Source organism: Pseudomonas sp. QE6 (assembly GCF_041379005.1).
Taxonomy (GTDB): Bacteria; Pseudomonadota; Gammaproteobacteria; order Pseudomonadales; family Pseudomonadaceae; genus Pseudomonas.
Window position 1 is genome coordinate 4,378,022 of record NZ_CP166873.1, and the last position, 22,789, is coordinate 4,400,810.

20 protein-coding genes are annotated in these 22,789 nt (G+C 66.2%); 14 read left to right on the forward strand and 6 right to left on the reverse strand.

The features are described 5' to 3' along the window. Positions 1–203: 203 nt before the first annotated feature. Positions 204–1,673, forward strand: coding sequence for a PAS domain S-box protein (locus ACAW63_RS20020; protein WP_371228054.1), 1,470 nt, complete (start codon positions 204–206; stop codon positions 1,671–1,673). A gap of 467 nt (positions 1,674–2,140) precedes the next feature. On the opposite strand, the gene ACAW63_RS20025 is transcribed toward ACAW63_RS20020, so the two are convergent. From ACAW63_RS20025 to paaN, 6 genes are all read right to left on the reverse strand, one after another. Beyond that, positions 2,141–3,631, reverse strand: coding sequence for an aldehyde dehydrogenase family protein (locus ACAW63_RS20025; protein ID WP_371228056.1), 1,491 nt, complete (start codon positions 3,629–3,631; stop codon positions 2,141–2,143). A gap of 48 nt (positions 3,632–3,679) precedes the next feature. After that, on the reverse strand, positions 3,680–4,087 hold the full coding sequence (locus ACAW63_RS20030) for a cytochrome c family protein (protein WP_371228058.1): 408 nt from the start codon (positions 4,085–4,087) through the stop codon (positions 3,680–3,682). A 339-nt stretch (positions 4,088–4,426) separates the two neighbouring features. Then, positions 4,427–5,341, reverse strand: a complete 915-nt coding sequence (gene feaR, locus ACAW63_RS20035; RefSeq protein ID WP_371228060.1) for a transcriptional regulator FeaR — start codon at positions 5,339–5,341, stop codon at positions 4,427–4,429. 139 nt (positions 5,342–5,480) lie between these two features. Then, entirely contained in the window at positions 5,481–6,404 is a 924-nt protein-coding gene (gene paaX / locus ACAW63_RS20040) for a phenylacetic acid degradation operon negative regulatory protein PaaX (protein WP_371228062.1), read from the reverse strand. A 77-nt stretch (positions 6,405–6,481) separates the two neighbouring features. Continuing rightward, positions 6,482–7,081: a phenylacetic acid degradation protein PaaY gene (paaY, locus tag ACAW63_RS20045; RefSeq protein ID WP_371228064.1), complete on the reverse strand. Its 600-nt coding sequence runs from the start codon at positions 7,079–7,081 to the stop codon at positions 6,482–6,484. A 1-nt stretch (position 7,082) separates the two neighbouring features. Then, positions 7,083–8,777 (reverse strand): phenylacetic acid degradation protein PaaN, encoded by a 1,695-nt coding sequence (gene paaN, locus ACAW63_RS20050; protein WP_371228066.1) that lies wholly within the window; start codon positions 8,775–8,777, stop codon positions 7,083–7,085. A 401-nt stretch (positions 8,778–9,178) separates the two neighbouring features. On the opposite strand from paaN, the gene paaF reads away from it, so the two are divergent. The 13 genes from paaF to paaZ all read left to right on the forward strand — a co-directional run bounded on the left by paaF (position 9,179) and on the right by paaZ (position 22,728). Then, positions 9,179–9,952 carry a 2,3-dehydroadipyl-CoA hydratase PaaF gene (paaF, locus tag ACAW63_RS20055; protein ID WP_371228068.1) on the forward strand — a complete coding sequence of 258 codons (774 nt, stop codon included), beginning with the start codon at positions 9,179–9,181 and terminating at the stop codon, positions 9,950–9,952. A gap of 57 nt (positions 9,953–10,009) precedes the next feature. After that, positions 10,010–10,801, forward strand: a complete 792-nt coding sequence (gene paaG / locus ACAW63_RS20060; protein WP_371228070.1) for a 2-(1,2-epoxy-1,2-dihydrophenyl)acetyl-CoA isomerase PaaG — start codon at positions 10,010–10,012, stop codon at positions 10,799–10,801. Positions 10,802–10,803: 2 nt separating this feature from the next. Further along, positions 10,804–12,327: a 3-hydroxyacyl-CoA dehydrogenase PaaH gene (paaH, locus tag ACAW63_RS20065; RefSeq protein WP_371228072.1), complete on the forward strand. Its 1,524-nt coding sequence runs from the start codon at positions 10,804–10,806 to the stop codon at positions 12,325–12,327. After that, on the forward strand, positions 12,320–12,760 hold the full coding sequence (gene paaI / locus ACAW63_RS20070) for a hydroxyphenylacetyl-CoA thioesterase PaaI (protein WP_371228074.1): 441 nt from the start codon (positions 12,320–12,322) through the stop codon (positions 12,758–12,760). Before paaH ends, paaI begins: the two co-directional genes overlap by 8 nt. 5 nt (positions 12,761–12,765) lie before the next feature. Beyond that, entirely contained in the window at positions 12,766–13,971 is a 1,206-nt protein-coding gene (pcaF, locus tag ACAW63_RS20075; protein WP_371234726.1) for a 3-oxoadipyl-CoA thiolase, read from the forward strand. Positions 13,972–14,143: 172 nt separating this feature from the next. Further along, positions 14,144–15,463, forward strand: coding sequence for a phenylacetate--CoA ligase PaaK (paaK, locus tag ACAW63_RS20080; protein WP_371228076.1), 1,320 nt, complete (start codon positions 14,144–14,146; stop codon positions 15,461–15,463). A 310-nt stretch (positions 15,464–15,773) separates the two neighbouring features. Further along, complete coding sequence (locus tag ACAW63_RS20085; protein ID WP_371228078.1) at positions 15,774–16,127, forward strand: DUF1428 domain-containing protein; 354 nt, start codon at positions 15,774–15,776, stop codon at positions 16,125–16,127. Between the two features lie 372 nt (positions 16,128–16,499). Further along, positions 16,500–17,492 carry a 1,2-phenylacetyl-CoA epoxidase subunit PaaA gene (gene paaA / locus ACAW63_RS20090; protein ID WP_371228080.1) on the forward strand — a complete coding sequence of 331 codons (993 nt, stop codon included), beginning with the start codon at positions 16,500–16,502 and terminating at the stop codon, positions 17,490–17,492. Between the two features lie 20 nt (positions 17,493–17,512). Further along, complete coding sequence (paaB, locus tag ACAW63_RS20095) at positions 17,513–17,794, forward strand: 1,2-phenylacetyl-CoA epoxidase subunit PaaB (RefSeq protein WP_024764426.1); 282 nt, start codon at positions 17,513–17,515, stop codon at positions 17,792–17,794. A gap of 10 nt (positions 17,795–17,804) precedes the next feature. Beyond that, entirely contained in the window at positions 17,805–18,566 is a 762-nt protein-coding gene (gene paaC / locus ACAW63_RS20100) for a 1,2-phenylacetyl-CoA epoxidase subunit PaaC (protein ID WP_371228083.1), read from the forward strand. Continuing rightward, positions 18,553–19,086 (forward strand): 1,2-phenylacetyl-CoA epoxidase subunit PaaD, encoded by a 534-nt coding sequence (paaD, locus tag ACAW63_RS20105; protein WP_371228085.1) that lies wholly within the window; start codon positions 18,553–18,555, stop codon positions 19,084–19,086. The genes paaC and paaD overlap by 14 nt, the downstream gene beginning before the upstream one ends. 167 nt (positions 19,087–19,253) lie before the next feature. Further along, a complete protein-coding gene (gene paaE, locus ACAW63_RS20110) occupies positions 19,254–20,330 on the forward strand; it encodes a 1,2-phenylacetyl-CoA epoxidase subunit PaaE (RefSeq protein ID WP_371228087.1) in 1,077 nt (358 codons plus the stop codon). 346 nt (positions 20,331–20,676) lie between these two features. After that, positions 20,677–22,728, forward strand: a complete 2,052-nt coding sequence (gene paaZ, locus ACAW63_RS20115; RefSeq protein ID WP_371228089.1) for a phenylacetic acid degradation bifunctional protein PaaZ — start codon at positions 20,677–20,679, stop codon at positions 22,726–22,728. Positions 22,729–22,789: the final 61 nt, after the last annotated feature.

The following is a 22,789-nucleotide window of genomic DNA, read 5'->3' on the forward strand; positions in this document are numbered from 1 at the left end:
GTCATCTCCGTTGTTGTTCTTCGTTCTGGGCCATACCGCTTGGGCGGCGATTGGGACCAGTGTAGGGAGCCCGGCCGAGGCCCCTCTATTGGGGCGTGCAGCCCGGTCACTAAGGGATTCCCCTAGCCCCGCGACGGTAAATTCCAAGCGTCGCCCGATGCCCACTCGGGTATAACGGGCGGGTACACCGCGAGAGCCACGCCATGCAGCCCGCCGAGAAAGACTTCCAGCAACTGATCGAAGCCATGCCGCTGTGCATCCTCCTGCACGATGCGCAGACCAAGGAGATCCTCTGGGCCAACCGCGCCGCCCTGACGGTGCTGGGTTTCACCCTGGAGGAGTTGATCCCGCTGAAGGCGCCGGACATGACCAAGCACGCGCCGCAGTACCGCCGCTCGGTCGGCCTGCGCTGGCTGGAAGGCGCGGCGCGCACCGGCCAGCGCGCCATCGAGTGGTGCTATCGCTCCAAGCAGGGCGAGGAAATCCTCGCCGAGGCGGTCGCCACCCTGGTCCACCTGGCCGAGCGCGACGTGCTGATGGTGCAGTTCCGCGACATCTCCCGCGAAGAACAGGTCAAGCGCGATTTGAAACGCACCGAGAGCCGCCTGCGCGCCTTCATGCAGGATCTGGCCGAGGGCGTCGCGGTGCTCGGCCCCGGCGGCGACATCCGCTTCCTCAGCGAATCCGCCGCGCGCCTGCTGGAAGGCGACGAACACGCGCTGCTGGGCGAGAGTTTCCTCGCCTGGTGCGACGAGCCATCACGCGAGCGCCTGGCCCCGCGCCTGGCGCTGGACCCGCCCGACCGCGCGCCGTACAGCATGCATTACCACCTGCAGCGGTGTGACGGCGAATGGCGCTGGCACCATGCGACCTGCCGCTATATCGAAATCGAGGACGACCTGGTCGGCCACCTGCTGCTGTTTCGCGACGTCACCGAACAGGTACGCGCCGAGGAAGCGCGCCGGCAGAGCGAGCGCAAGCTGGAATACCTGGCACGCTACAACGCCATGGGCGAGATGGCCGTGGCCATCGCCCACGAATTGAGCCAGCCGCTGGCGGCAACCCGTAACTTCATCGAAGGCACCAGCATCCGACTCGCCCAGCAGGGCGAGGTCGAACCGTCGGTGGCCTGGGGCCTGGACAGCGCAGTACGACAGATCGAGCACGCCTCGCTGATCATCAAGAGCGTGCGCGAATATGTGGTCAAGCTGGAGCAGGCGGAACAGGTGGTCGACCTCAACGACCTGCTGCATGAAGCCCGCTACTTCATCAGCCTCAAGGCGCAGGACGCCGGGATTCGCCTGGAGATGGAACCTGGCGCCGAGCCGCTGCGGGTAAGCTGCGAGAAGGTGCTGATCGGCCAGGTGATCCTCAACCTGGCGTTCAACGCCATCGAGGAAATGGCCAACCTGCCCGCCGAGCGACGCGTGCTGCGCATGCACACCGGTATCAGCGACGGCATGGCCCGGCTCTGCGTGGAAGACCGCGGCCGCGGCATCGACGCCGGCGCGCGGGAGAAGCTGTTCGACGGCTTCTTCAGCTCCAAGGTCAGCGGCAACGGCATCGGCCTGGCGCTGTGCAAGAACATCATCGGCCGTCATCGAGGGGATATCTGGGCGCAGAACGTCGAGCCCAGTGGGGCGATGTTCTGCTTTACCTTGCCGTTGGCCTGAGCGCTGCGAGTACTCCTGTAGGAGCGATGATTCTGGTTTTTGTTCGGGTGTTCAGCGTCGCTTCGGTGTGTGTTGGGAGATTTTGTTTCGCCCCTCGGGCGAGTCACTTTGCCAAACGACGCAAAGTAACCAAAGGTCTTGCCCCTGCATCCGGCCCCCTGGAGGGGTGCTCCGGAGGGTGCGGATATTTCTCTGGAAACCGCTTTTCCTAGGAGCGACAGGGGCGCCCAGTCCTTGCTCGCGAGCCACGGCCACGATGCTTTTGTAGGGCGAATAACGCGCAGCGTTCTCCGCCACGATGGGTATCGCTTCGCTCCACACCATCCTACGACGGCGGGTCGCGGTGACAGCAGCGGCAGGCCATGCCGCGATCGCGCCCATGGAGCGCTCTCGCAGCGTTCATCCACACAAAAAAAACGGGCCCGAAGGCCCGCTGCTAAACGAGGGTGTTGCTCTCTCACCATCAATCAGTGCGCGATGCACACCGACTTGATCTCGGTATAGGCCTCGACCACGGCGCGGCCGAATTCGCGGCCCATGCCCGACTGCTTGACGCCGCCGAAGGGCATGCTCGGGTCGAGCAGCACGTGGGCGTTGACCCACACGGTGCCGGACTCGATGCGCGGCACCAGGTTCATGGCCTTGTTCAGGTCGTTGGTCCACAGGCTCGCGCCCAGGCCGTACTCGCTGTCGTTGGCCATCTCGATGGCCTGGTCGTCCTCGTCGAACGGCAGGACCGCCAGCACCGGGCCAAAGACTTCGTCACGGGCCACGGCCATCTGCATGGTCACATCGGCCAGCACGGTGGGCTGCACGTAGAAGCCGTTGCCGCCGACCTGCTCGCCACCGCAGACGATGCGCGCCCCCTGCTCGCCGGCACGGGCGATATGGTCGAGCACGCTGCGCTGCTGCTTGGCAGACACCAGCGGGTTGATCTGCGCGGTCGGGTCCATGCCCTCCCCCAGGCTCATGCCGGCCACGGCGGCGGCCAGCTTCTCGACGAACTCGTCGTAGCGCGAACGGTGCACGTAGAAGCGCGAGGCCGCGGCGCAGACCTGGCCGTTGTTCAGCAGGCCACCCAGCAGCGCGCCCTGCACGGCGTTGTCGATGTTGGCGTCGGCCAGCACGATCATCGGGTTCTTGCCGCCCAGTTCCAGGGCGAAGCGGGTCATGTTCTGCACGGCGGCCAGGCCGACGCTGCGGCCCACGGCGGTGGAACCGGTGAAGGAGACCTTGTTGACCAGCCTGTGGCTGGCCAGGCCGCCACCGATGCGCGGGCCGTCGCCGGTCACCAGGTTGAACACGCCGGCCGGCACGCCGGCCTCGAAGGCCAGTTCGGCCAGGCGCAGGGCGGTCAGCGGGGTTTCCGAGGCGGGCTTGATCACCACGCTGTTGCCGGTGGCCAGCGCCGGAATCAGCTTCCACACGGCAATCATCAGCGGGAAGTTCCACGGCACGATGCCGGCCACCACGCCCAGCGGCTCGCGGCGGGTGTAGGCGGTGAACCTGGCCCCCGGCGGCAACGGGATGGAGACGTTCAGCGACTGGCCTTCGATCTTGGTCGCCCAGCCGGCCATGTAGCGCATGAACTCGACGGTGGCGCCCACGTCGAGCATGCGCGAGATGTTGATCGACTTGCCCTGGCTGAGGGTTTCCAGCTGGGCCAGCTCCTCGCCGTTGGCTTCCACCAGGTCGGCGAAACGCAGCAGGATGCGCTCGCGGTCGGCCGGGCGCAGGTCGGCCCAGACGCGCGACTTGTACGCGGCCTGGGCGGACTGTACCGCACGGTCGAGCAGGTCGGTGTCGATGTCGGCGACGCTGGAGATGGCCTGGCCGGTGGCCGGGTTCAGTACGTCGGTGCGCGCGCCTTCTGGCACCACCCAGGCACCATCGATGAAGCAGCCGTGGCGGCGGCTGAGGAATGCGCTTACCTGCGGCAGGATTTCAGTCGAGCTCATGTTCACTCCTGGCTGGAAGCGGGCGCGATGGCCCGTTCGAAAAAAGGGTCAGTGTTGCTGGCTGAGCCAGCAGGTCACGGCGCGGCGCTCGGCGGAGTCCGCAAGGCCGGCGAAGGGCATGTAGGTGCCGGGCACCGCGGCCTGGGGCTGGGTGATGAAGGCATCGATACTGTCGCGGGACCAGGCGGCGCCCCTGGTCTTCATGGCCTCGGAATAGCTGAAGCCAGCCAGCGAGCCGGACATGCGGCCGACTACGCCGTGCAGATTGGGGCCCATCATTCCCGGACCATCCTTCTGCGCGGAGTGGCAGACGGAGCAGTCGCGGGCGAATACGTTTTGGCCCTGCTCGGCTTCGGCGGCCGGGCAGGTATCCGCCATGGCGACAGCGCCCTGGGTGGCGGCCAGCGCCAACAACAGTGCGCCGGCAGCGGCCTTGAGGGATTTGTGGAAAGACATCTGGTCCCACCTCGGAATCAGTCAGGCCGGCCTGGGAAACCGTACCGGCACGCACGAGGGATTCGCGCTTAACGAGGGGGATTGTTACCGGAGCCGGAAAGGCAGGACTTGTTCTGTGTGCCAGTTGGTTTGGCGGGGGTGCCAAGAAGCGGGATGCCGGAGTCAACAGCGGCGCAGGCGATGATGCCGGTGTAGGGCGTATAACGCTCTGCGTTATACGCCGATTGGCCTTGGCCTCACCCCGCTCGGGATCGGCCGTCGGATCAGGCGGCCCGGTTCGGCCTCAGCGCAGGCGATGATACCGGTGTATCGGCGTACAACCGCGAACGGTCGTACGCCCTACTGCGCGTAACGCTTGCGGTATTCGCCCGGGGAAACCCCGAAGCGCGACTTGAACGCCGTGGAGAAGTAGCTGGAATCCGAAAAGCCCCAGGCATACCCCAGCGCCGACAGTTTCTGCTCGAAGTGTGCGTTGCGCAGCGACTCGGCGCAGAAGTCCAGGCGGCGGTTCTTGATGTACTGGGCAACGACCATGCCCTTCTTCGAGAACATGCGGTACAGGCCACGCACGGAAACGCCGACCTCGCGGGCGATCAGTTCCGGGCAGAGTTCCTCGGCGCTGATGTGCTCGTCGATGAAGGACACCGACTTGCGGAACAGCCGCTCATGGCTGTCGCACTCGCTTTCCTGGCCACTGATGGCCGGGCGCAACAGGCTGACCAGAGCGTCCAGGGTGGCTTCGCTTTCCTGCATGCCGATCCCGTCGTGGCGGCTGATCTCGCCGACCATGCCGCTGGCCAGCGCGGCGATCGGCGCGCTGCCGGGAATCCGCGTCGCGCAGTTCACCGTGGTGATGCGCGCACGCTCGAAGACCTGGCGCGGCACGATCAGCGAGACCTGACGGGCCTTTTCCAGGTAAGTCATGTTGCTCGGCTGGCTGGCGTCGATCAGGGTGATATCGCCCCGCGACAGCTCCACGCGGTTGTCACCCTGCTCCAGGCGCGATCGGCCGTCGAGCTGGAACACCGCGTAATAGTTGTTGCTGCCGCCGGCCGCGATTTCCTTGCTGGTCCGGTACAGGTTGATCTGGGCCAGTTCGACCTGGCTCAACTTGATGGCGCCGCCCTGAAACTCCTTGAGCTCGCTTCTGAACTCCGACCCCAGGGGATGCGCGGCGAAACGCCCACATGCCTGGTTGATCCGCGCAAGCCATGCCTCGAAGGCATCGCCGCGCGCTTGGGTTGAGGTATTCATGACCAGCAAAGCCTCGCGCGTTCTTGTTGTTATCAGCGTCCACCTCGATGGGCGGATCGACGTTGATCGATATCTGGACCGATCACTTGGCCCGCGCCACCGATCGGTGGCACAGGCCAAGGCACATTTCAGGCCAACTTCACTTCAATCCGCCGAAACGGCGGTAGAAGCTTTCACCGACGTCCGGCAACGGACCGTCGGCGGTTTCCAGATTGCTGTTCAGCCACTCTTCGGCCTTGGCGAAGATCAGCCGGTAGATATTGCGACACAGTTGTCTCGCGGCACGCCCTTCCCAGTCGCCGGGCAACAGTTCGTCCGGCAGCTGCGGGTCACGCAGGAGCAGCCGGCGGTATTCGTGGATCAGCAGGATACGCGCCAGGAAGCAGTCCGCCGGCTGCAGGTTGTCCTGCTCGCGCAACACCTGCCAGAGCGGGCGGAACAGGCGGATGAACTCGCTGTAGTGGCTCGCCAGCTCGTCGATGTTCCAGCTCTCGCGCACCTGCAGGCGCATGGCGCGGGAGGCCAGCACGTCCTGGGCATGGGTGTCGAAGATGATGCTGTCGTCCAGTGCGTCCAGGTCCTGCAGGGTCGTCACCAGGTCGGCGCGGTCTCCGCGCGGACAGGCCAGGACGGTCGGGGCGATGGCGCCGAAGCCTTGCCATTCCAGCTCTTCGCGGACCTGCTTGCGCTTGTCCGCAGACAGCTGGGAGAGCATCACCAGGGTCCAGGCACCATCCCAGGCCGGCAGACTGGAGCTGTACACCCGCTTGAAGGCCTTCTCGAAGCGCCGCCGGCCGGTGCCGGTAAGGCTGTAATAGCTGCGCCGACCGACCTTCTCGGCGGTCAGCCAGTCTTCCTTGGTCAGGCGGAAGATCGAGGTGCGGATCAACCGCTCGTTGATGCCGATGGGCTCCAGCAGATTGATCAGGCTACCCAGCCAGACGGTGCCGCCGTGGGGTTCGATGGCATCCCCGTATAGCGTAATGATCAGCGAACTGGCGCGGATCGGCGTCTGTTCCTGGAAGCGGGTAATCAGTTGGTTCAGCGGTGCAAGGGCAGTCATGGTCTGGCTGGGCGCGAACAAAGGCTCGACTATACCTGCCCGCCGGGTCGCCTTGCCATTGGTGTGAACCCCTGTGGTCATAGGGAATTGTTCCCTTTCGGGCGGAACCCCGAGTCACCCATGCGCGGGCGGTCCGCCTCCACCTCCGCCAGCGGCGCGCACTCCACCAGGCTCGCCAGGCAGCGCCGGGTCAGCTCCTGGTATTCGCGGGTGCCGCGCTGCTTCCAGGCCACCTCCTCGTCGCTCAGCGCACGCTTCACCCCGGCCGGCGCGCCCATCACCAGGCTCTGCGGCGGGCATTCGAAGCCGGCCTTGACGAAGGCGGCGGCGGAAACGATGGAACGTTCGCCAATCCGCGCCCTGTCCATCACCACGGCATTCATCCCCACCAGCGCGTCGGCGCCGATGACGCAACCGTGGAGCACCGCGCCGTGGCCGATATGGCCATGGCGCTCGACTACCGTGTCGCTGTCGGGAAAGCCGTGCATCACGCAGGTATCCTGCAGGTTCGCCCCTTCTTCGAGGACAATCCGCCCGAAATCACCCCGTAATGCAGCGAGCGGGCCGACATAGCAGCCCGGGCCGACGATCACGTCGCCGATCAGTACGGCGGTCGGATGGACATAGGCGCTCGGATGCACCACCGGGGTCATCCCGTCCAGGCTGTAGCACGGCATCTCAGACGCCCTCCAGCGGTGCATGGCGGCGGCTCTGCACCACCACGAAGCGCCGCGTCACGAAGGCGCCATCGGTGATCGAAGCGTTTGCCGTGGGGTTGCCGCCGGTGGCATGGAAGTCGCTGAACGCCGCCGACTGGTTGACGAACACGCCGCCGTCGAAGTTCACCGACAGCGACACCGCCACGTCCTGGGCAAAGGTTTCGGCCCGATCGAGGAATTCCGCGTCCGTGGAATAGACGCCAAGGGTCATGGCGCCCTTCTCTTTCAGGAGTTCACCGGCCACCTGCAGACTGTGGTCGCTGTCATCGGTGGCGATGACGAAGGCGATCGGGCCGAAGCGTTCTTCGCCGAAGGCCGCGCGATCGGCGGCATCCACCTTGAGCAGCAGCGGCGTGCGCACGCGGGTGCCGGGGAACTGCGGGTGTTCGCGGCTTTCGCTGTCCAGCAGGATCTCGCCCAGCTCGCGGCAGGCCAGGATGCGTTCGGCGGTCGCCTCGGACTGGATCGCACCGAGCACACTGCAGGCGCGTTCGTTGTCGGAAAGGAAGCTGCGCACGGCCCCGGCCAGCGCCTGGGCGACCTCGTCGAAACTGACGTGCTCCTCGCCAGCGCGGATGCCACCGCGCGGCACGTAGATGGCCTGGGTGGTGGTGCACATCTGCCCGGAATACAGGCTGAGGCTGAAGGCCAGGTTGCGCGCCACGGCCTTGAGGTCGCGCACGCTGTCGATGATCACGCTGTTGACGCCGGCCTTCTCGGTGAATACCTGGGCCTGGCGGGCGTTGTCTTCCAGCCAGTTGCCGAACGCGCTGGAGCCGGTGAAATCGACCAGCTTCACGCGGGGATCGAGGGCCAGCACCTGGCTGACCGGAGCTTCGGCGCTATCCACCACCAGGCTGACCAGCGCCGGATCGAAGCCCAGTTCGCCGAGAACGTCCTGGGCCACTCTGACGCTCATCGCCACCGGCAGGATCGCCGCCGGGTGCGGCTTGACCAGTACCGGGTTGCCGGTGACCAGGCTGGCGAACAGGCCTGGGTAGGTGTTCCAGGTCGGGAAAGTGGCGCAGCCGATCACCAGCGCCAGGCCGCGCGGGACGATATGCCAGCGCTTATCCAGCGCCAGCGGCTCGGCCTTGCCCTGCGGCTTGCTCCAGCGGGCCGTTTCCGGCACTTCGGCCATGGCCCGCCAGGCGTAGGCCAGCGCTTCCAGGGCGCGGTCCTGAGCATGGGCGCCGCCAGCCTGGAACGCCATCATGTAGCCCTGCCCGCTGGTATGCATCACCGCGTGGGCCATGGTCGGACTCAGGGCGGCAAGGCGCTGGACGATCTCCAGGCAGGCACCGACACGCGCCTTCGCTCCTGCATCCCGCCAGGCCGGCAGGGCCTGTTGCTGGCGGGCCAGTAGCTGCTCGGCGTCGTACTGGTCATAGGTCACGCCGAGGTCGAAGCCATAGGGGGAGCGCTCGCTGCCGATGCGGCCGACGGCTTGCGGTCCCTGCAGTTCGAAATGGCGGTTCAGCAATCCCTCGAATGCCGACTGGGCGCCCTTCACCGACTCCTCCGGATACTGCTTCAGGCTCTCCCCGTGGGGCGACCAGTAATCGCGGCGGGTGATGGCTTCCACCGAGCGCTCGAGGGTGGCGCGGTGATGCTCGAACAGTTCGAGGGCGGCGGCCTGGGCGGCGGACGACATGGGGGATTCCTCTTCTGGTAGTTGTGGCGATGCACGCAAGGGACGCGATATTTCGCAAAGCGATCCACTTGCCCTCGAATTTTGTATCACATCATTTTGAAACATGAAAGCACCGCCTACCGTATCGCTTTCAATGCCCATTGCCAGAGCTACCGATAAACGGCAACCCTGGCACAAATCCTTGTAATTACTGGCCTACAACTTGAAATCCACTCCACGAGACGATTTCGAAAACCGCCCAATATGAGACACATAAATACATTTCATGCTTGATGTTTTGTATCGCTTTAGGCATATACTGCGGAAAACCCGGGGGACCTCCGCCTACCGCGCAGGCCATACCCGCGATTCCAACAATGAGCCGGCCAGCGATGCCGTGCGTGCAGCCTGAGGATATGCAGATGCCTCGTACCCTCGTCATCTCGACACCCCTGCCGGGCGTCCGCCTGATCACCCTGCAGCGCCCCGAGGCGCTGAACGCACTGAACACCGAACTGCTTGGCGAACTGGCCGCCGAACTCGACGCCGCCGAGCAGGACAGCGAAACCCGCGCCGTGGTGCTCACCGGCAGCCGCAAGGCCTTCGCCGCCGGCGCCGACATCAAGGAAATGGCCGAGCGCGACCTGGTCGGCATCCTCAACGACCCGCGCGTCGGCTACTGGCAGCGCATCGCCGCCTTCTCCAAACCGCTGATCGCCGCCGTCAACGGTTTCGCCCTGGGTGGCGGCTGCGAGCTGGCCATGCACGCCGACATCCTCGTCGCCGGCGAAGATGCCCGCTTCGGCCAGCCGGAAATCAACCTCGGCATCATGCCCGGCGCCGGCGGCACCCAGCGCCTGCTGCGCGCCGTGGGCAAGCCGCTGGCCATGCAGATGGTGCTCACCGGCGAGGCCATCGACGCCCGCCACGCCCAGCGCGCCGGCCTGGTCAGCGAGGTCACCCAACCCGAATTCACCGTCGAGCGCGCCCTGCAGATCGCCGGGAGCATTGCCGCCAAGGCGCCACTGGCGGTGCGTCTGGCCAAGGAAGCGCTGCTCAAGGCCCAGGACACCGATCTGGCCAGCGGCCTGCGCTTCGAGCGCCACGCCTTCACCCTGCTGGCCGGCACCGCCGACCGCGATGAAGGCATCCGCGCCTTCCAGGAAAAACGCAAAGCCACCTACCAAGGCCGCTGAGCGAGCCCACTTTCTTTTTCTGGCAAAAGCCTGCCCATTGATGGAGCGAGTCCGCCCATGAACTTCGAGCACATCCTGTTTTCCATCGAGGACGGCGTCGCCCTCCTCAGCCTGAACCGCCCGGAGCAGCTGAACAGCTTCAACGCCGCCATGCACGGCGAAGTGCGCGAGGCGCTCAAGCAGGTCCGGCAGAGTCCGGAAGCCCGCGTCCTGCTGCTGACCGGCGAAGGCCGCGGCTTCTGCGCAGGACAGGACCTGTCCGACCGCAACGTCGCGCCGGGCGCCGAGGTGCCCGACCTGGGCCAGTCCATCGAGCAGTTCTACAACCCGCTGATCCGCACCCTGCGCGACCTGCCGCTGCCCGTCATCTGCGCGGTCAACGGCGTGGCCGCCGGCGCCGGCGCCAACATCCCGCTGGCCTGCGACCTGGTGCTGGCGGCGCGCTCGGCCAGCTTCATCCAGGCCTTCTGCAAGATCGGCCTGATCCCCGATTCCGGCGGCACCTGGACCTTGCCGCGCCTGGTCGGCATGGCCCGCGCCAAGGCGCTCGCGCTGCTGGGCAATCGCCTCTCCGCCGAGCAGGCCGAGCAGTGGGGCCTGATCTACCAGGTGGTGGATGACACCAACCTGCGCGAGGAAGCCCTGAAGCTTGCCCGCCACCTGGCCACCCAGCCGACCTACGGCCTGGCACTGATCAAGCGCAGCCTCAACGCCAGCCTGAACAACAGCTTCGACGAGCAGCTGGAGCTGGAGCGCGACCTGCAGCGCCTGGCCGGTCGCAGCGAGGACTACCGCGAGGGCGTCTCCGCCTTCATGGAAAAACGCACCCCCAGCTTCAAGGGCCGCTGAACATGAGCGCTGTTGCTTTGAGTAAAGATGCGCAAGTCGCGGTGATCGGCGCTGGCGCCATGGGCGCGGGTATCGCCCAGGTCGCCGCCCAGGCCGGCCACCCGGTGAAGATCTACGACAACCGTCCCGGCGCCGCCGCCCAAGCGATCGATGGCATCGACCGGCAGCTCGGCCGCCTGGTGGAGAAAGGCAAGCTCGACGCCGCCGCCCACAGCGCCATAGTCGCGCGGCTGCAACCGGTGGAGGCCATCGAGGCGCTGGCCGATTCGAAACTAGTGATCGAGGCCATCGTCGAGAACCTGGAGGTCAAGCGCGGCCTGCTCCAGCAGCTCGAAGCGCTGTGCGGCGAAGACTGCATCCTCGCCAGCAACACCTCCTCGCTGTCCATCACCAGCCTCGCCGCCGGCTTCAAGCGCCCGTGGCAAGTGGTCGGCATGCACTTCTTCAATCCGGCACCGCTGATGGCGCTGGTGGAGATAGTCTCCGGCCTCGCCACCGACCCGGTGCTGGCCGACAGGCTGTACGCCACCTCGCTGGCCTGGGGCAAGAAGCCGGTACACACCAGGTCCACCCCCGGTTTCATCGTCAACCGCGTGGCGCGCCCCTTCTACGCCGAGAGCCTGCGCCTGCTGCAGGAAGGCGCCGCCGACTGCGCGACGCTGGATGCGCTGATGCGCGACGCCGGCGGCTTCCGCATGGGCGCCTTCGAGCTGACCGACCTGATCGGCCATGACGTCAACTACGCCGTCACCTGCTCGGTGTTCGCCGCCTACTACGGCGACTTCCGCTTCCAGCCTTCGCTGATCCAGAAGGAACTGGTGGACGCCGGCCGCCTCGGCCGCAAGAGCGGTCGCGGCTTCTACGACTACGCCGAAGGCGCCGAGCGCCCGCAGCCGGCCTGCCTGAGCAGCACCGCTGCCGTCAGCGCCTGCGTACTGGAAGGCGACCTTGGCGTGGCACAGCCGCTGGTGCAGCGCCTGAAAGAGTCCGGCATCGAGATCACCCAGCGCGCCGGCAACGGCCTGCTGCGAGTCGGTGACGCGGTGATTGCGCTGTCCGACGGCCGCCTCGCCAGCCAGCGCGCCAGGGAAGACGGCCTGCGCAACCTGGTGCTGATCGACCTGGCGCTGGATTACGCCAAGGCCTCGCGCCTGGGCCTCTCCTGTTCGGCGGACACCACGCCCGCAGCACTGGACCAGGCCGTCGCCCTGCTGGCCAGGGTCGGTATCGCCGCCAGCCACTTGAGCGACACGCCCGGCCTCGCCGTGCTGCGCACCATCGCCATGCTTGCCAACGAAGGCGCCGACGCGGTGCTCCAGGGCGTGGGCAGCGCCGGTGACATCGACCTCGCCATGCGCGCCGGGGTGAACTACCCGCAGGGCCCGCTGGCCTGGGCCGGGCAGATCGGCATCGGCAACGTGCTGCGTGTGCTGGACAACCTGCAGGCCGCCTACGGCGAGGAGCGCTACCGCCCGTCCCTGCTGCTGCGCCGCTTGCATGCCGAAGGGAGGACTTTCCATGACTGACGCCGTCCAATTGGCGCGCGCCTGCGCCGAGGCCATGTACGAGCGCGACCAGGCCACCCGGCGCATGGGCATCCAGCTGCTGGATGCCGGCCCCGGCAGCGCCAGGCTGTCCATGCGCGTGCGCGAGGACATGATCCAGGGCCACGGCACCTGCCACGGCGGCTACCTGTTCGCCCTCGCCGACTCGGCCTTCGCCTTCGCCTGCAACAGCTACAACGACGCCACCGTCGCCATCGGTTGCAGCATCGATTACGTGGCCCCGGCCCGCGAAGGCGACGAGCTGGTCGCCAGCGCCTGCGAGCAGAGCCGCAGCGGCCGCACCGGCAACTACGACGTGCGCATCGAGAATTCCCAGGGCCAGCTGATCGCCCTGTTCCACGGCAAATCCTACAAAGTGCGCGGCACCGTGCTGGCGCAGGAGACCTCCGAATGAGCGATATGACCAACGCCCTGATCATCGACGCCGTGCGCACGCCCATCGGCCGTTACGCCGGCGCCCTGTCCGGCGTGCGCGCCGACGACCTCGCGGCGATTCCGATGAAGGCCCTGATGCAGCGCCACCCGGAGCTGGACTGGAGCGCCATCGATGACGTGATCTACGGCTGCGCCAACCAGGCCGGCGAAGACAACCGCAACGTCGCCCACATGGCCTCGCTGCTGGCCGGCCTGCCGGTATCCGTGCCCGGCACCACCCTCAACCGCCTGTGCGGCTCGGGCCTGGACGCCGTGGGCAGCGCCGCCCGCGCCCTGCGCTGCGGCGAAGCCGGGCTGATGCTGGCCGGCGGCGTGGAATCGATGTCCCGAGCGCCCTTCGTGATGGGCAAGTCCGAGCAGGCCTTCGGCCGCAGCGCGGAAATCTTCGACACCACCATCGGCTGGCGCTTCGTCAACAAACTGATGAAGAACCAGTTCGGCATCGACTCCATGCCGGAGACGGCGGAGAACGTCGCCGAGCAGTTCAACATCAGCCGCGCCGACCAGGACGCCTTCGCCCTGCGCAGCCAGCACAAGGCCGCCGCCGCACAGGCCAATGGCCGCCTGGCGAAGGAAATCGTCCCGGTGGAAATCCCCCAGCGCAAAGGCCCGGCCAAGGTCGTCGAGCAGGACGAGCATCCGCGCGGCGATACCACCCTGGAACAACTGGCCAGGCTCGGCACGCCGTTCCGCGAAGGCGGCAGCGTTACCGCCGGCAACGCCTCGGGCGTCAACGACGGCGCCTGCGCCCTGCTGATGGCAACCCCGGCCGCCGCCGCGCGTCACGGCCTGAAAGGCCGCGCCCGCGTGGTCGCCATGGCCACCGCTGGCGTCGAGCCGCGGATCATGGGCATCGGCCCGGTGCCGGCCACCCGCAAGGTGCTGGAACTGGCCGGCCTGTCGCTGGAAGACATGGACGTGATCGAGCTGAACGAAGCCTTCGCCGCCCAGGGCCTCGCCGTACTGCGCGAGCTGGGCCTGAAGGACGACGACGCGCGGGTGAACCCCAACGGCGGCGCCATCGCCCTCGGCCACCCGCTGGGCATGAGCGGCGCACGCCTGGTCACCACCGCCCTGCATGAACTGGAGGAACGCGGCGGCCGCTACGCCCTGTGCACCATGTGCATCGGCGTCGGCCAGGGCATCGCCCTGATCATCGAGCGGATCTGAACCCACGGAAGCTTCGCACCCCCACCGCCAGTCGCGAAAGCCGCCGTCTGGCAGACAGAGCAAAGTCTCTGACAGGGGTTCGAAACTTTCCGCGAACGGGGGCGTTATCCTGCTCCCATGACACTCGCAGCCCGCACGCGGGCTGGCGTACAAGAACAAATCGAGTGAACCCATGAACATGTACCATGATGCCGAACGTGCCCTGCTTGACCCGATGGAAACCGCCAGTGTCGACGAGCTGCGCCAGCACCAGCTGGAGCGCCTGCGCTGGAGCCTCAAGCATGCCTACGACAACGTCCCGCTGTACCGCCAGCGCTTCGACGCGGCGGGCGTCCACCCCGACGACCTGAAGTCCCTGGAAGACCTGGCCAGGTTCCCCTTCACCGGCAAGAACGACCTGCGCGACAACTACCCCTACGGCATGTTCGCCGTGCCGCAGAGCGAGATCGTGCGCCTGCACGCCTCCAGCGGCACCACCGGCAAACCCACGGTAGTCGGCTACACGCAGAACGACATCGACACCTGGGCCAACGTGGTCGCCCGCTCCATCCGAGCCGCCGGTGGGCGCAAGGGTGACAAGGTGCATGTGTCCTACGGCTACGGCCTGTTCACCGGCGGCCTGGGCGCGCACTACGGCGCCGAGCGCCTGGGTTGCACCGTGATCCCCATGTCCGGCGGCCAGACCGAGAAGCAGGTCCAGCTGATCCGCGACTTCCAGCCGGACATCATCATGGTCACCCCGTCCTACATGCTCAACATCGCCGACGAGATCGAGCGCCAGGGCATCGACCCGCACAGCCTCAAGCTGCGCCTGGGCATCTTCGGCGCCGAACCCTGGACCGCCGAGCTGCGTCGCGCGGTCGAGGAGCGCATGGGCATCACCGCCCTGGACATCTACGGCCTCTCGGAAATCATGGGGCCGGGCGTGGCCATGGAATGCGCCGAGACCAAGGACGGTCCGACCGTCTGGGAAGACCACTTCTACCCCGAGATCATCGACCCGGCCACCGGTGCCGTGCTGCCCGACGGCGAATACGGCGAGCTGGTGTTCACCTCGCTGTCCAAGGAAGCGCTGCCGATGATCCGCTACCGCACCCGCGACCTGACCCGCCTGCTGCCGGGCACCGCGCGGCCGATGCGGCGCATCGACAAGATCACCGGACGCAGCGACGACATGCTGATCATCCGCGGGGTGAACGTGTTCCCGACGCAGATCGAGGAACAGGTGCTGAAGATCAAGCAGCTCGCCGAGTGCTACGAGATCCACCTGCACCGCAACGGCAATCTCGACTGCATCGACGTCCACGTCGAACTGCGCCACGACCTGCAGGGGCTGTCGGCGGACGAGCAGAAGGCCATCGGCAGCGAGCTGGGCAAGCAGATCAAGACCCACATCGGCGTCAGCGCCCGCGTGCTGGTGCAGCCGAGCCACAGCCTCAAGCGCTCGGAAGGCAAGGCCTGCCACGTGTATGACAATCGGCCCAAGGGCTGATCGGTCAGCGTGATGAAAAAGCCCCGCTTCGGCGGGGCTTTTTGCTTTTTCGCTTTTTCGCTTTTTTGTAGGAGCGAGCTTGCTCGCGAACCCGCCCAACACCAACGCCGCCGGCAAGACCGTTCGCGAGCAAGCTCGCTCCTACAGGCCACCTGGAACACCGGCGCAAGTTCCCATTCCGGGAATTGTCCGCCACACCGCGACCACCCGTCGCCTCAGCACCGGTCGCTGTCGATTTCCCGCCACACCCTTCGACTATCCCTCAAAGGCAGCCGGCATCCGCCGTCCGCCCACTCGCAGGAGATGAACGATGAACTATGTCGATGGCTTCCTCGTACCGGTACCCACCGCCAGCCGGGAGCGCTACATGGAGGTGGCGCGCAAGGCGGCGGCGCTGTTCAAGGAGCATGGCGCCATCAGCGTCGTCGAGTGCTGGGGCGATGACGTGCCCGAGGGCAAGGTGACCTCCTTCCCCATGGCCGTGAAGCTCAAGGAGGATGAAACCGTGGTGTTCTCCTGGATCACCTGGCCCAGCAAGGCCGCACGGGACGAAGGCATGAAGAAGTTCATGGAAGACGCCCGGATGAAGACCGACCTCAACGACATGCCCTTCGACGGGCAACGCATGATCTTTGGCGGCTTCCAGGTGATCGTCCAGGCCTGACACCCGCAGCTTTTCTGTAGGAGCGAGCTTGCTCGCTCCTACAAAACCCACACAATCGTCAGCAATTAACTCATCTAAACATATTTCTTGTATCATTTCGTCGCCTTCCAAGCTCAGAACAGCCTGCCATTCAAGCGCAGCAAGCGCGCAGACAATCCCCGCACATTACCTTCATTTTCAATACAATTCGCCAAATTAATCGCGAAATTCCAACCGTTTCCCGCCAACCCAAAACCCCCGAACCCCGCCAAGGCGATACAAAATCCAATTACGACACATCATTTAGTGTTAGACATTCATTTCTGTATCATTTAAAACTACAGCCATGGCCAAGGCCGTCCCACGAACACGACAAAAGGCTGGAGACACAGCATGTACGCACAACTGGTTGAGACCGGCGTGAAGCGCATCAAGGCGCTGGACGAGATGTCGCCGGAAGAACGCGCCTTCCAGGAAAAGATCGATGCCGAGATCAAGATCGAGGCGAAGAACTGGATGCCCGACGCCTACCGCCAGACGCTGATCCGGCAGATTTCCCAGCACGCCCACTCCGAGATCGTCGGCATGCTGCCCGAGGGCAACTGGGTCACCCGCGCGCCGACCTTGAAGCGCAAGCTGCAACTGATGGCCAAGATCCAGGACGAGGCCGGCCATGGCCTGTACCTGTACAGCGCCATGGAAACCCTGGGCGCCGACCGTGACAGCGAGATCGCCAAGCTGCATGCCGGCAAGGCCAAGTACTCGAGCATCTTCAACTACCCGACGCTGAACTGGGCCGACATGGGCGCGGTGGGCTGGCTGGTGGACGGCGCGGCGATCGTCAACCAGGTGGTGCTCCAGCGCACCTCCTACGGCCCGTACTCGCGCGCGATGATCCGCATCTGCAAGGAAGAGAGCTTCCACCAGCGCCAGGGCTACGAAATCCTCCTGACCATGATGCGCCACGGCAACCAGGCGCAGAAGGACATGGTCCAGGACGCCATCAACCGCCTCTGGTGGCCGGCGCTGATGATGTTCGGCCCCAGTGATGCCGACTCCCCCAACAGCGCACAGTCCATGGCCTGGAAGATCAAGCGCCAGAGCAACGACGAGCTGCGCCAGCGCTTCGTCGACCAGACCGTGCCGCAACTGGAACTGCTCGGCTGCACCGCCCCGGACCCGCACCTGAAGTGGAACGAGGAACGCGGCCACTACGACTTCGGCAACATCCAGTGGGAAGAGTTCTACGAAGTGCTCAAGGGCAACGGCCCGTGCAACACCGAGCGCGTCGCCACCCGCCGCAAGGCCATCGAAGACGGCGCCTGGGTCCGCGAAGCCGCGGTCGCCTACGCTCGCAAACAACAACAGAAGAAAGACGCCGCCTGAGTCGCGAGGAGAGAAAAGTCATGTCCGAGTGGACTTTGTTCGAAGTATTCGTGCGTAGCAAACACGGCCTGAACCACAAGCACGTCGGCAGCGTCCACGCCGCCGACGCCGCCATGGCCATCGAGAACGCCCGCGAGCTGTACACCCGCCGCAACGAGGGCGTGAGCCTGTGGGTCGTGCCGTCCGCGCTGATCACCGCCTCCTCCCCCGACGAGAAGGACCCGCTGTTCGACCCGGCGCAGGACAAGGTCTACCGCCACGCCAGCTTCTACGAGCTGCCGCCCGAAGTCGGCCACATGTGAGATTGCGTGCATGAACCCGAACGCTGACAAGATCGAATACCTGCTGCGCCTCGCCGACAGCGCCCTGATCCAGGGCCAGCGCCTGTGCGAATGGTGCGGCCACGCCCCGGCGCTGGAAGAAGAACTGGCGCTGATGAACGTCGGCCTCGACCTGGTGGGCCAGGCGCGCAACTGGTACGAGTACGCCGTGGAACTGCTGGACGACGGCCGCGACGCCGACGCCCTGGCCTTCCGCCGCGACGAGCGCGCCTTCCGCAACCTGCTGCTGGTCGAGCAGCCCAACGGCGACTTCGCCGTGACCATGACCAAGCAGTTCCTCTATGACGCCTGGCACTTCCATGTACTGCACGCGCTGAGCGCCTCCAGCGACGAGCGCGTCAAAGCCATCGCCGCCAAGGGCCTGAAGGAAGTCACCTACCACCTGCGTCGTTCTTCCGAGTGGGTGCAGCGCCTGGGCGACGGCACCGAGGAAAGCCATGCGCGCATGCTCGCGGCGATCCCGCAGGTGTGGCGTTTCACCGTCGAGCTGTGCAATGCCGACGAGATCGAGCAGCGCCTGTTCGAAGCCGGGGTCGCGCCGAATCCGACCGAGCTGGCCGCCGCCTGGAAGTCGAAGGTCGCCGACATCTTCGCCGCCGCGACCCTGCCTGTGCCCGAGCCCGCGGTGAATTTCTACCTCAGCGGCCGCCGCGGCCTGCACACCGAGCACCTGGGCATTCTCCTGGCCGAGATGCAGTTCCTCCAGCGAGCCTACCCCGATGCAACCTGGTGAGCTGATTACCAGCGATCGCGGCGCCCGCGCCGGCACGGCTGACGACCTCAGCCGCGCCTGGAGCGTGCTCGGCGCGGTGATGGACCCGGAAGTGCCGGTGGTCAGCGTGGTCGATCTGGGCATCGTGCGCGGGCTCGACTGGCAGGACGGCCACCTGCACGTGGTGGTCACTCCGACCTACTCCGGCTGCCCGGCCACCGAGGTCATCGAGCAGGACATCCGGCACGCCCTGGAACATGCCGGCTTCGCCGCGCCGCAACTGGAGCGTCGGCTGAACCCGGCCTGGACCACCGACTGGATCAGCGACGAGGGCCGCAAGGCGCTGCGCGACTACGGCATCGCTCCGCCGGCCGGCAGCACCAGCAAGCGCAGCCTGCTCGGCGAGACCCCGGAAGTGCGTTGCCCGCAGTGCGGCAGCCTGCACACCGAGCAACTCAGTCAGTTCGGCTCCACCGCCTGCAAGGCGCTGTACCGCTGCGTCGACTGCCGCGAGCCTTTCGATTACTTCAAGTGCATCTAGGAGGACGAAGACAAACTGCTGCGCTCGGCCATGCATCGTTGGAAACGACTTCGAAATGCTCATTCACAGACGTGAACTCCGCTTCCGAAGCCGCTTCCGCCTCGCCTGACCTTCGCTCGCGACGTTTGTATTCGCCCTCCACGCGGTCAAACCGCAGGAGAAGAACAATGAGCAAATTCCATAGCCTGAAAATCAAGGAAGTGCGCCCGGAAACCCGCGATGCGGTGTCCATCGCCTTCGATATCCCGGCAGACCTGCAGGACAGCTTCCGCTTCACCCAGGGCCAGCACCTGGTGATGCGCACCCAGCTCGACGGCGAGGAAGTGCGCCGCTCCTACTCCATCTGCAGCGGCGTGAACGATGGCGAGCTGCGCGTGGCGATCAAGCGCGTACCGGGCGGGCGTTTTTCTGCCTACGCCAACGAGTCGCTGAAGGTCGGCGCCAGCCTGGACGTCATGCCGCCGGCCGGCCACTTCAATGTCGAACTGGACCCGGCGCGCCACGGCAACTACCTGGCGGTCGCCGCCGGCAGCGGTATCACGCCGATCCTGTCGATCGTCAAGACCACCCTGGAAACCGAGCCGAACAGCCGCGTCACCCTGCTCTACGGCAACCGCTCCAGCAACGCCGCGATGTTCCGCGAACAGCTCGAAGACCTGAAGAACCGCTACCTGCAGCGTCTCAACCTGATCTTCGTGTTCAGCCGCGAGCAGCAGGACGTGGACCTCTACAACGGCCGCATCGACGCCGACAAGTGCGGCCAGCTGTTCAGCCGCTGGCTCGACGTGAAGAGCCTCGACGCCGCCTTCATCTGCGGCCCGCAGGCAATGACCGAGACCGTGCGCGACCAGCTCAAGGGCAACGGCATGCCGGCCGAGCGCATCCATTTCGAGCTCTTCGCCGCCGCTGGCAGCAACGAGAAACGCGAAGCCCGCCAGGCCGCCGCCGCGACCGACAGCGCGAAGAGCCAGATCACCGTGATCAGCGACGGCCGCGAGCTGTCCTTCGAACTGGCGCGCAACAGCGTCAGCGTGCTGGACGCCGGCAACGAACACGGCGCCGAACTGCCCTACTCCTGCAAGGCCGGCGTGTGCTCGACCTGCAAGTGCAAGGTGGTGTCCGGCGAGGTGGAGATGGACAGCAACTTCGCCCTGGAGGACTACGAAGTGGCTGCCGGCTACGTGCTGAGCTGCCAGGCGTATCCGGTCAGCGATAGCGTGGTGCTCGATTTCGACCAGCTCTGATCCAGAGCCTGTAGGAGCGAGCTTGCTCGCGAACCGCACTCTGCCGTTGCTTCGGCGTGCGCAGAAGGATACGCGGACAAGGTCCGCTCCTGCAGGGTGAGCCCGACGCGCTTTTCGTAAGAGCGGACTCTGTCCCCGATTCGCCGGCAGGGCCGGCGCCAATCAGGTTCGCGAGCAAGCTCGTTCCTACAACAAACAGCTCCACCGTCATCGGCCCACAAGGTCTTGGCGGACCTTATCCGGCGGCTCGTACCGCCACCTTACAACGCGCCGCCGACGCCCACCCGGCGCGGCGGTCACCGGCAGCAGCCGGCACCCTTGCGTAGCGATCCGGAGGAAGACAACCATGGCCCAAGAGCCAATCCTGCAAAGTTTCATCGGTGGCCGCTGGGTCGGCCAGCACGGCGCCCAGGCGCTGCGTAGCGCGCTCAACGGGCAGACCGTGGCGCGCACCCACGAAGAGGCGCTGGACTTCGCCGAAGCCGTCGCCCATGCCCGCGAGCAGGGCCTCAAGGAACTGATGTCCATGGACTTCCAGCAGCGCGCCCAGCGCCTGAAGGCCCTGGCGCTGCACCTGACCGAGCGCAAGGAACAGCTCTACGAGATTTCCCGCCACAGCGGCGCCACCCGCGCCGACAGCTGGATCGACATCGAAGGCGGCGCCGGCACCCTGTTCGCCTACGCCGGCGTCGGCGGCCGCGAGCTGCCGTCCGGCAACGTGGTCCATGAAGGTCCGGCAATCCCGCTGGGCAAGACCGGCAAGTTCGCCGGCAGCCACATCCTGGTGCCGCGCGGCGGCATCGCGGTGCACATCAACGCCTTCAACTTCCCCATCTGGGGAATGCTGGAGAAGTTCGCGCCGAGCTTCCTCGCCGGCATGCCCTGCATCGTCAAACCGGCCACCGCCACCAGCTACATCACCGAAGCCGCCGTGCGCCTGATGCACGAGTCCGGCCTGCTCCCGGCCGGCAGCCTGCAGCTGATCATCGGCGGCACCGGCGACCTGCTGGACCGTCTGCAGGGCCAGGACGTGGTGACCTTCACCGGCTCCGCCGACACCGCCGCCAAGCTGCGGGTGAACCCCAACCTGATCCGCAACTCGGTGCCGTTCAACGCCGAAGCCGACTCGCTGAACTGCGCCATCCTCGCCCCGGACGTCACCCCGGACGACGAGGAATTCGACCTCTTCGTCAAGGAAGTGGCCCGCGAGATGACCGTCAAGGCCGGGCAGAAATGCACCGCCATCCGCCGCGCCATCGTCCCGGCCAGGCACATCGATGCAGTCGCCGAGCGCCTAGGCGAGCGTCTGGCCAAGGTGGTGGTCGGCGATCCGTCGGTGGAAGGTGTGAAGATGGGCGCCCTGGCCTCCCACGCCCAGCAGTCCGACGTGGCCGAGCGCGTGGAAGCCCTGCTGAAATCCAGCGAACTGGTCTTCGGCGCCAAGGACGGCTTCGCCCCGCGCGGCGACGGCGTGACCGAAGGTGCCTTCTTCGCCCCGACCCTGCTGCGCAGCCGCGACCCGCACGCCGAAGGCGGCGCCCACGACATCGAAGCCTTCGGCCCCGTCAGCACCCTGATGGCCTACGACGACATCGACGAAGCCGTCGCTCTCGCCGCCCGTGGCAAGGGCAGCCTGGTGGCCAGCCTGATCACCCGCGATCCGCAGGTAGCGGCGAAAGTCGTTCCGGCCATGGGCGCGCTGCACGGCCGCCTGCACATCCTCGACCGCGAATCCGCCGCCGAATCCACCGGCCACGGCTCGCCGCTGCCGGTGCTCAAGCACGGCGGCCCCGGCCGCGCCGGTGGCGGTGAAGAACTGGGCGGCCTGCGCGCCGTGAAGCACTACCTGCAACGCACCGCCGTACAGGGCTCGCCGACCATGCTGATGGCCGTCACCGGCGAGTACGTGCGCGGCGCCAAGGTCGTTGAAACCGAGGTGCATCCGTTCCGCCGCCATTTCGACGACCTGAAGATCGGCGAGTCGCTGCTGACCCACCGCCGCACCGTCACCGAAGCCGACCTGGTCAACTTCGGCTGCCTGTCGGGCGACCACTTCTACATGCACTTCGACGAACTGGCCGCCAAGGACTCGCAGTTCGGCAAGCGCATCGCCCACGGCTACTTCGTGCTCTCGGCGGCCGCCGGCCTGTTCGTTTCCCCCGGCGTCGGCCCGGTGCTGGCCAACTACGGCCTGGACACCCTGCGCTTCATCAATCCGGTGGGCATCGGCGACACCATCCAGGCGCGCCTGACCTGCAAGCGCAAGATCGACCAGGGCAAGAAGAGTCCAAAAGGCGAGCCACAGGGGGTGGTGGCCTGGGACGTGGAAGTCACCAACCAGCTCGGCGAGCTGGTGGCCAGCTACGACATCCTCACCCTAGTGCTCAAGCGCGCCTGAGGCTCGACGGTTTCCACTCCGGTGTAATCCTCGACCGGCCTTCGGGCCGGTCTTTTTTTGC

Coding starts and splice junctions, on each gene's coding strand:
- ACAW63_RS20020 (WP_371228054.1), top strand. CDS start 204: ATGCAGCCCGCCGAGAAAGACTTCCAGCAACTGATCGAAGCCATGCCG.
- ACAW63_RS20025 (WP_371228056.1), bottom strand. CDS start 3,631: ATGAGCTCGACTGAAATCCTGCCGCAGGTAAGCGCATTCCTCAGCCGC.
- ACAW63_RS20030 (WP_371228058.1), bottom strand. CDS start 4,087: ATGTCTTTCCACAAATCCCTCAAGGCCGCTGCCGGCGCACTGTTGTTG.
- feaR (WP_371228060.1), bottom strand. CDS start 5,341: ATGAATACCTCAACCCAAGCGCGCGGCGATGCCTTCGAGGCATGGCTT.
- paaX (WP_371228062.1), bottom strand. CDS start 6,404: ATGACTGCCCTTGCACCGCTGAACCAACTGATTACCCGCTTCCAGGAA.
- paaY (WP_371228064.1), bottom strand. CDS start 7,081: ATGCCGTGCTACAGCCTGGACGGGATGACCCCGGTGGTGCATCCGAGC.
- paaN (WP_371228066.1), bottom strand. CDS start 8,777: ATGTCGTCCGCCGCCCAGGCCGCCGCCCTCGAACTGTTCGAGCATCAC.
- paaF (WP_371228068.1), top strand. CDS start 9,179: ATGCCTCGTACCCTCGTCATCTCGACACCCCTGCCGGGCGTCCGCCTG.
- paaG (WP_371228070.1), top strand. CDS start 10,010: ATGAACTTCGAGCACATCCTGTTTTCCATCGAGGACGGCGTCGCCCTC.
- paaH (WP_371228072.1), top strand. CDS start 10,804: ATGAGCGCTGTTGCTTTGAGTAAAGATGCGCAAGTCGCGGTGATCGGC.
- paaI (WP_371228074.1), top strand. CDS start 12,320: ATGACTGACGCCGTCCAATTGGCGCGCGCCTGCGCCGAGGCCATGTAC.
- pcaF (WP_371234726.1), top strand. CDS start 12,766: ATGACCAACGCCCTGATCATCGACGCCGTGCGCACGCCCATCGGCCGT.
- paaK (WP_371228076.1), top strand. CDS start 14,144: ATGAACATGTACCATGATGCCGAACGTGCCCTGCTTGACCCGATGGAA.
- ACAW63_RS20085 (WP_371228078.1), top strand. CDS start 15,774: ATGAACTATGTCGATGGCTTCCTCGTACCGGTACCCACCGCCAGCCGG.
- paaA (WP_371228080.1), top strand. CDS start 16,500: ATGTACGCACAACTGGTTGAGACCGGCGTGAAGCGCATCAAGGCGCTG.
- paaB (WP_024764426.1), top strand. CDS start 17,513: ATGTCCGAGTGGACTTTGTTCGAAGTATTCGTGCGTAGCAAACACGGC.
- paaC (WP_371228083.1), top strand. CDS start 17,805: ATGAACCCGAACGCTGACAAGATCGAATACCTGCTGCGCCTCGCCGAC.
- paaD (WP_371228085.1), top strand. CDS start 18,553: ATGCAACCTGGTGAGCTGATTACCAGCGATCGCGGCGCCCGCGCCGGC.
- paaE (WP_371228087.1), top strand. CDS start 19,254: ATGAGCAAATTCCATAGCCTGAAAATCAAGGAAGTGCGCCCGGAAACC.
- paaZ (WP_371228089.1), top strand. CDS start 20,677: ATGGCCCAAGAGCCAATCCTGCAAAGTTTCATCGGTGGCCGCTGGGTC.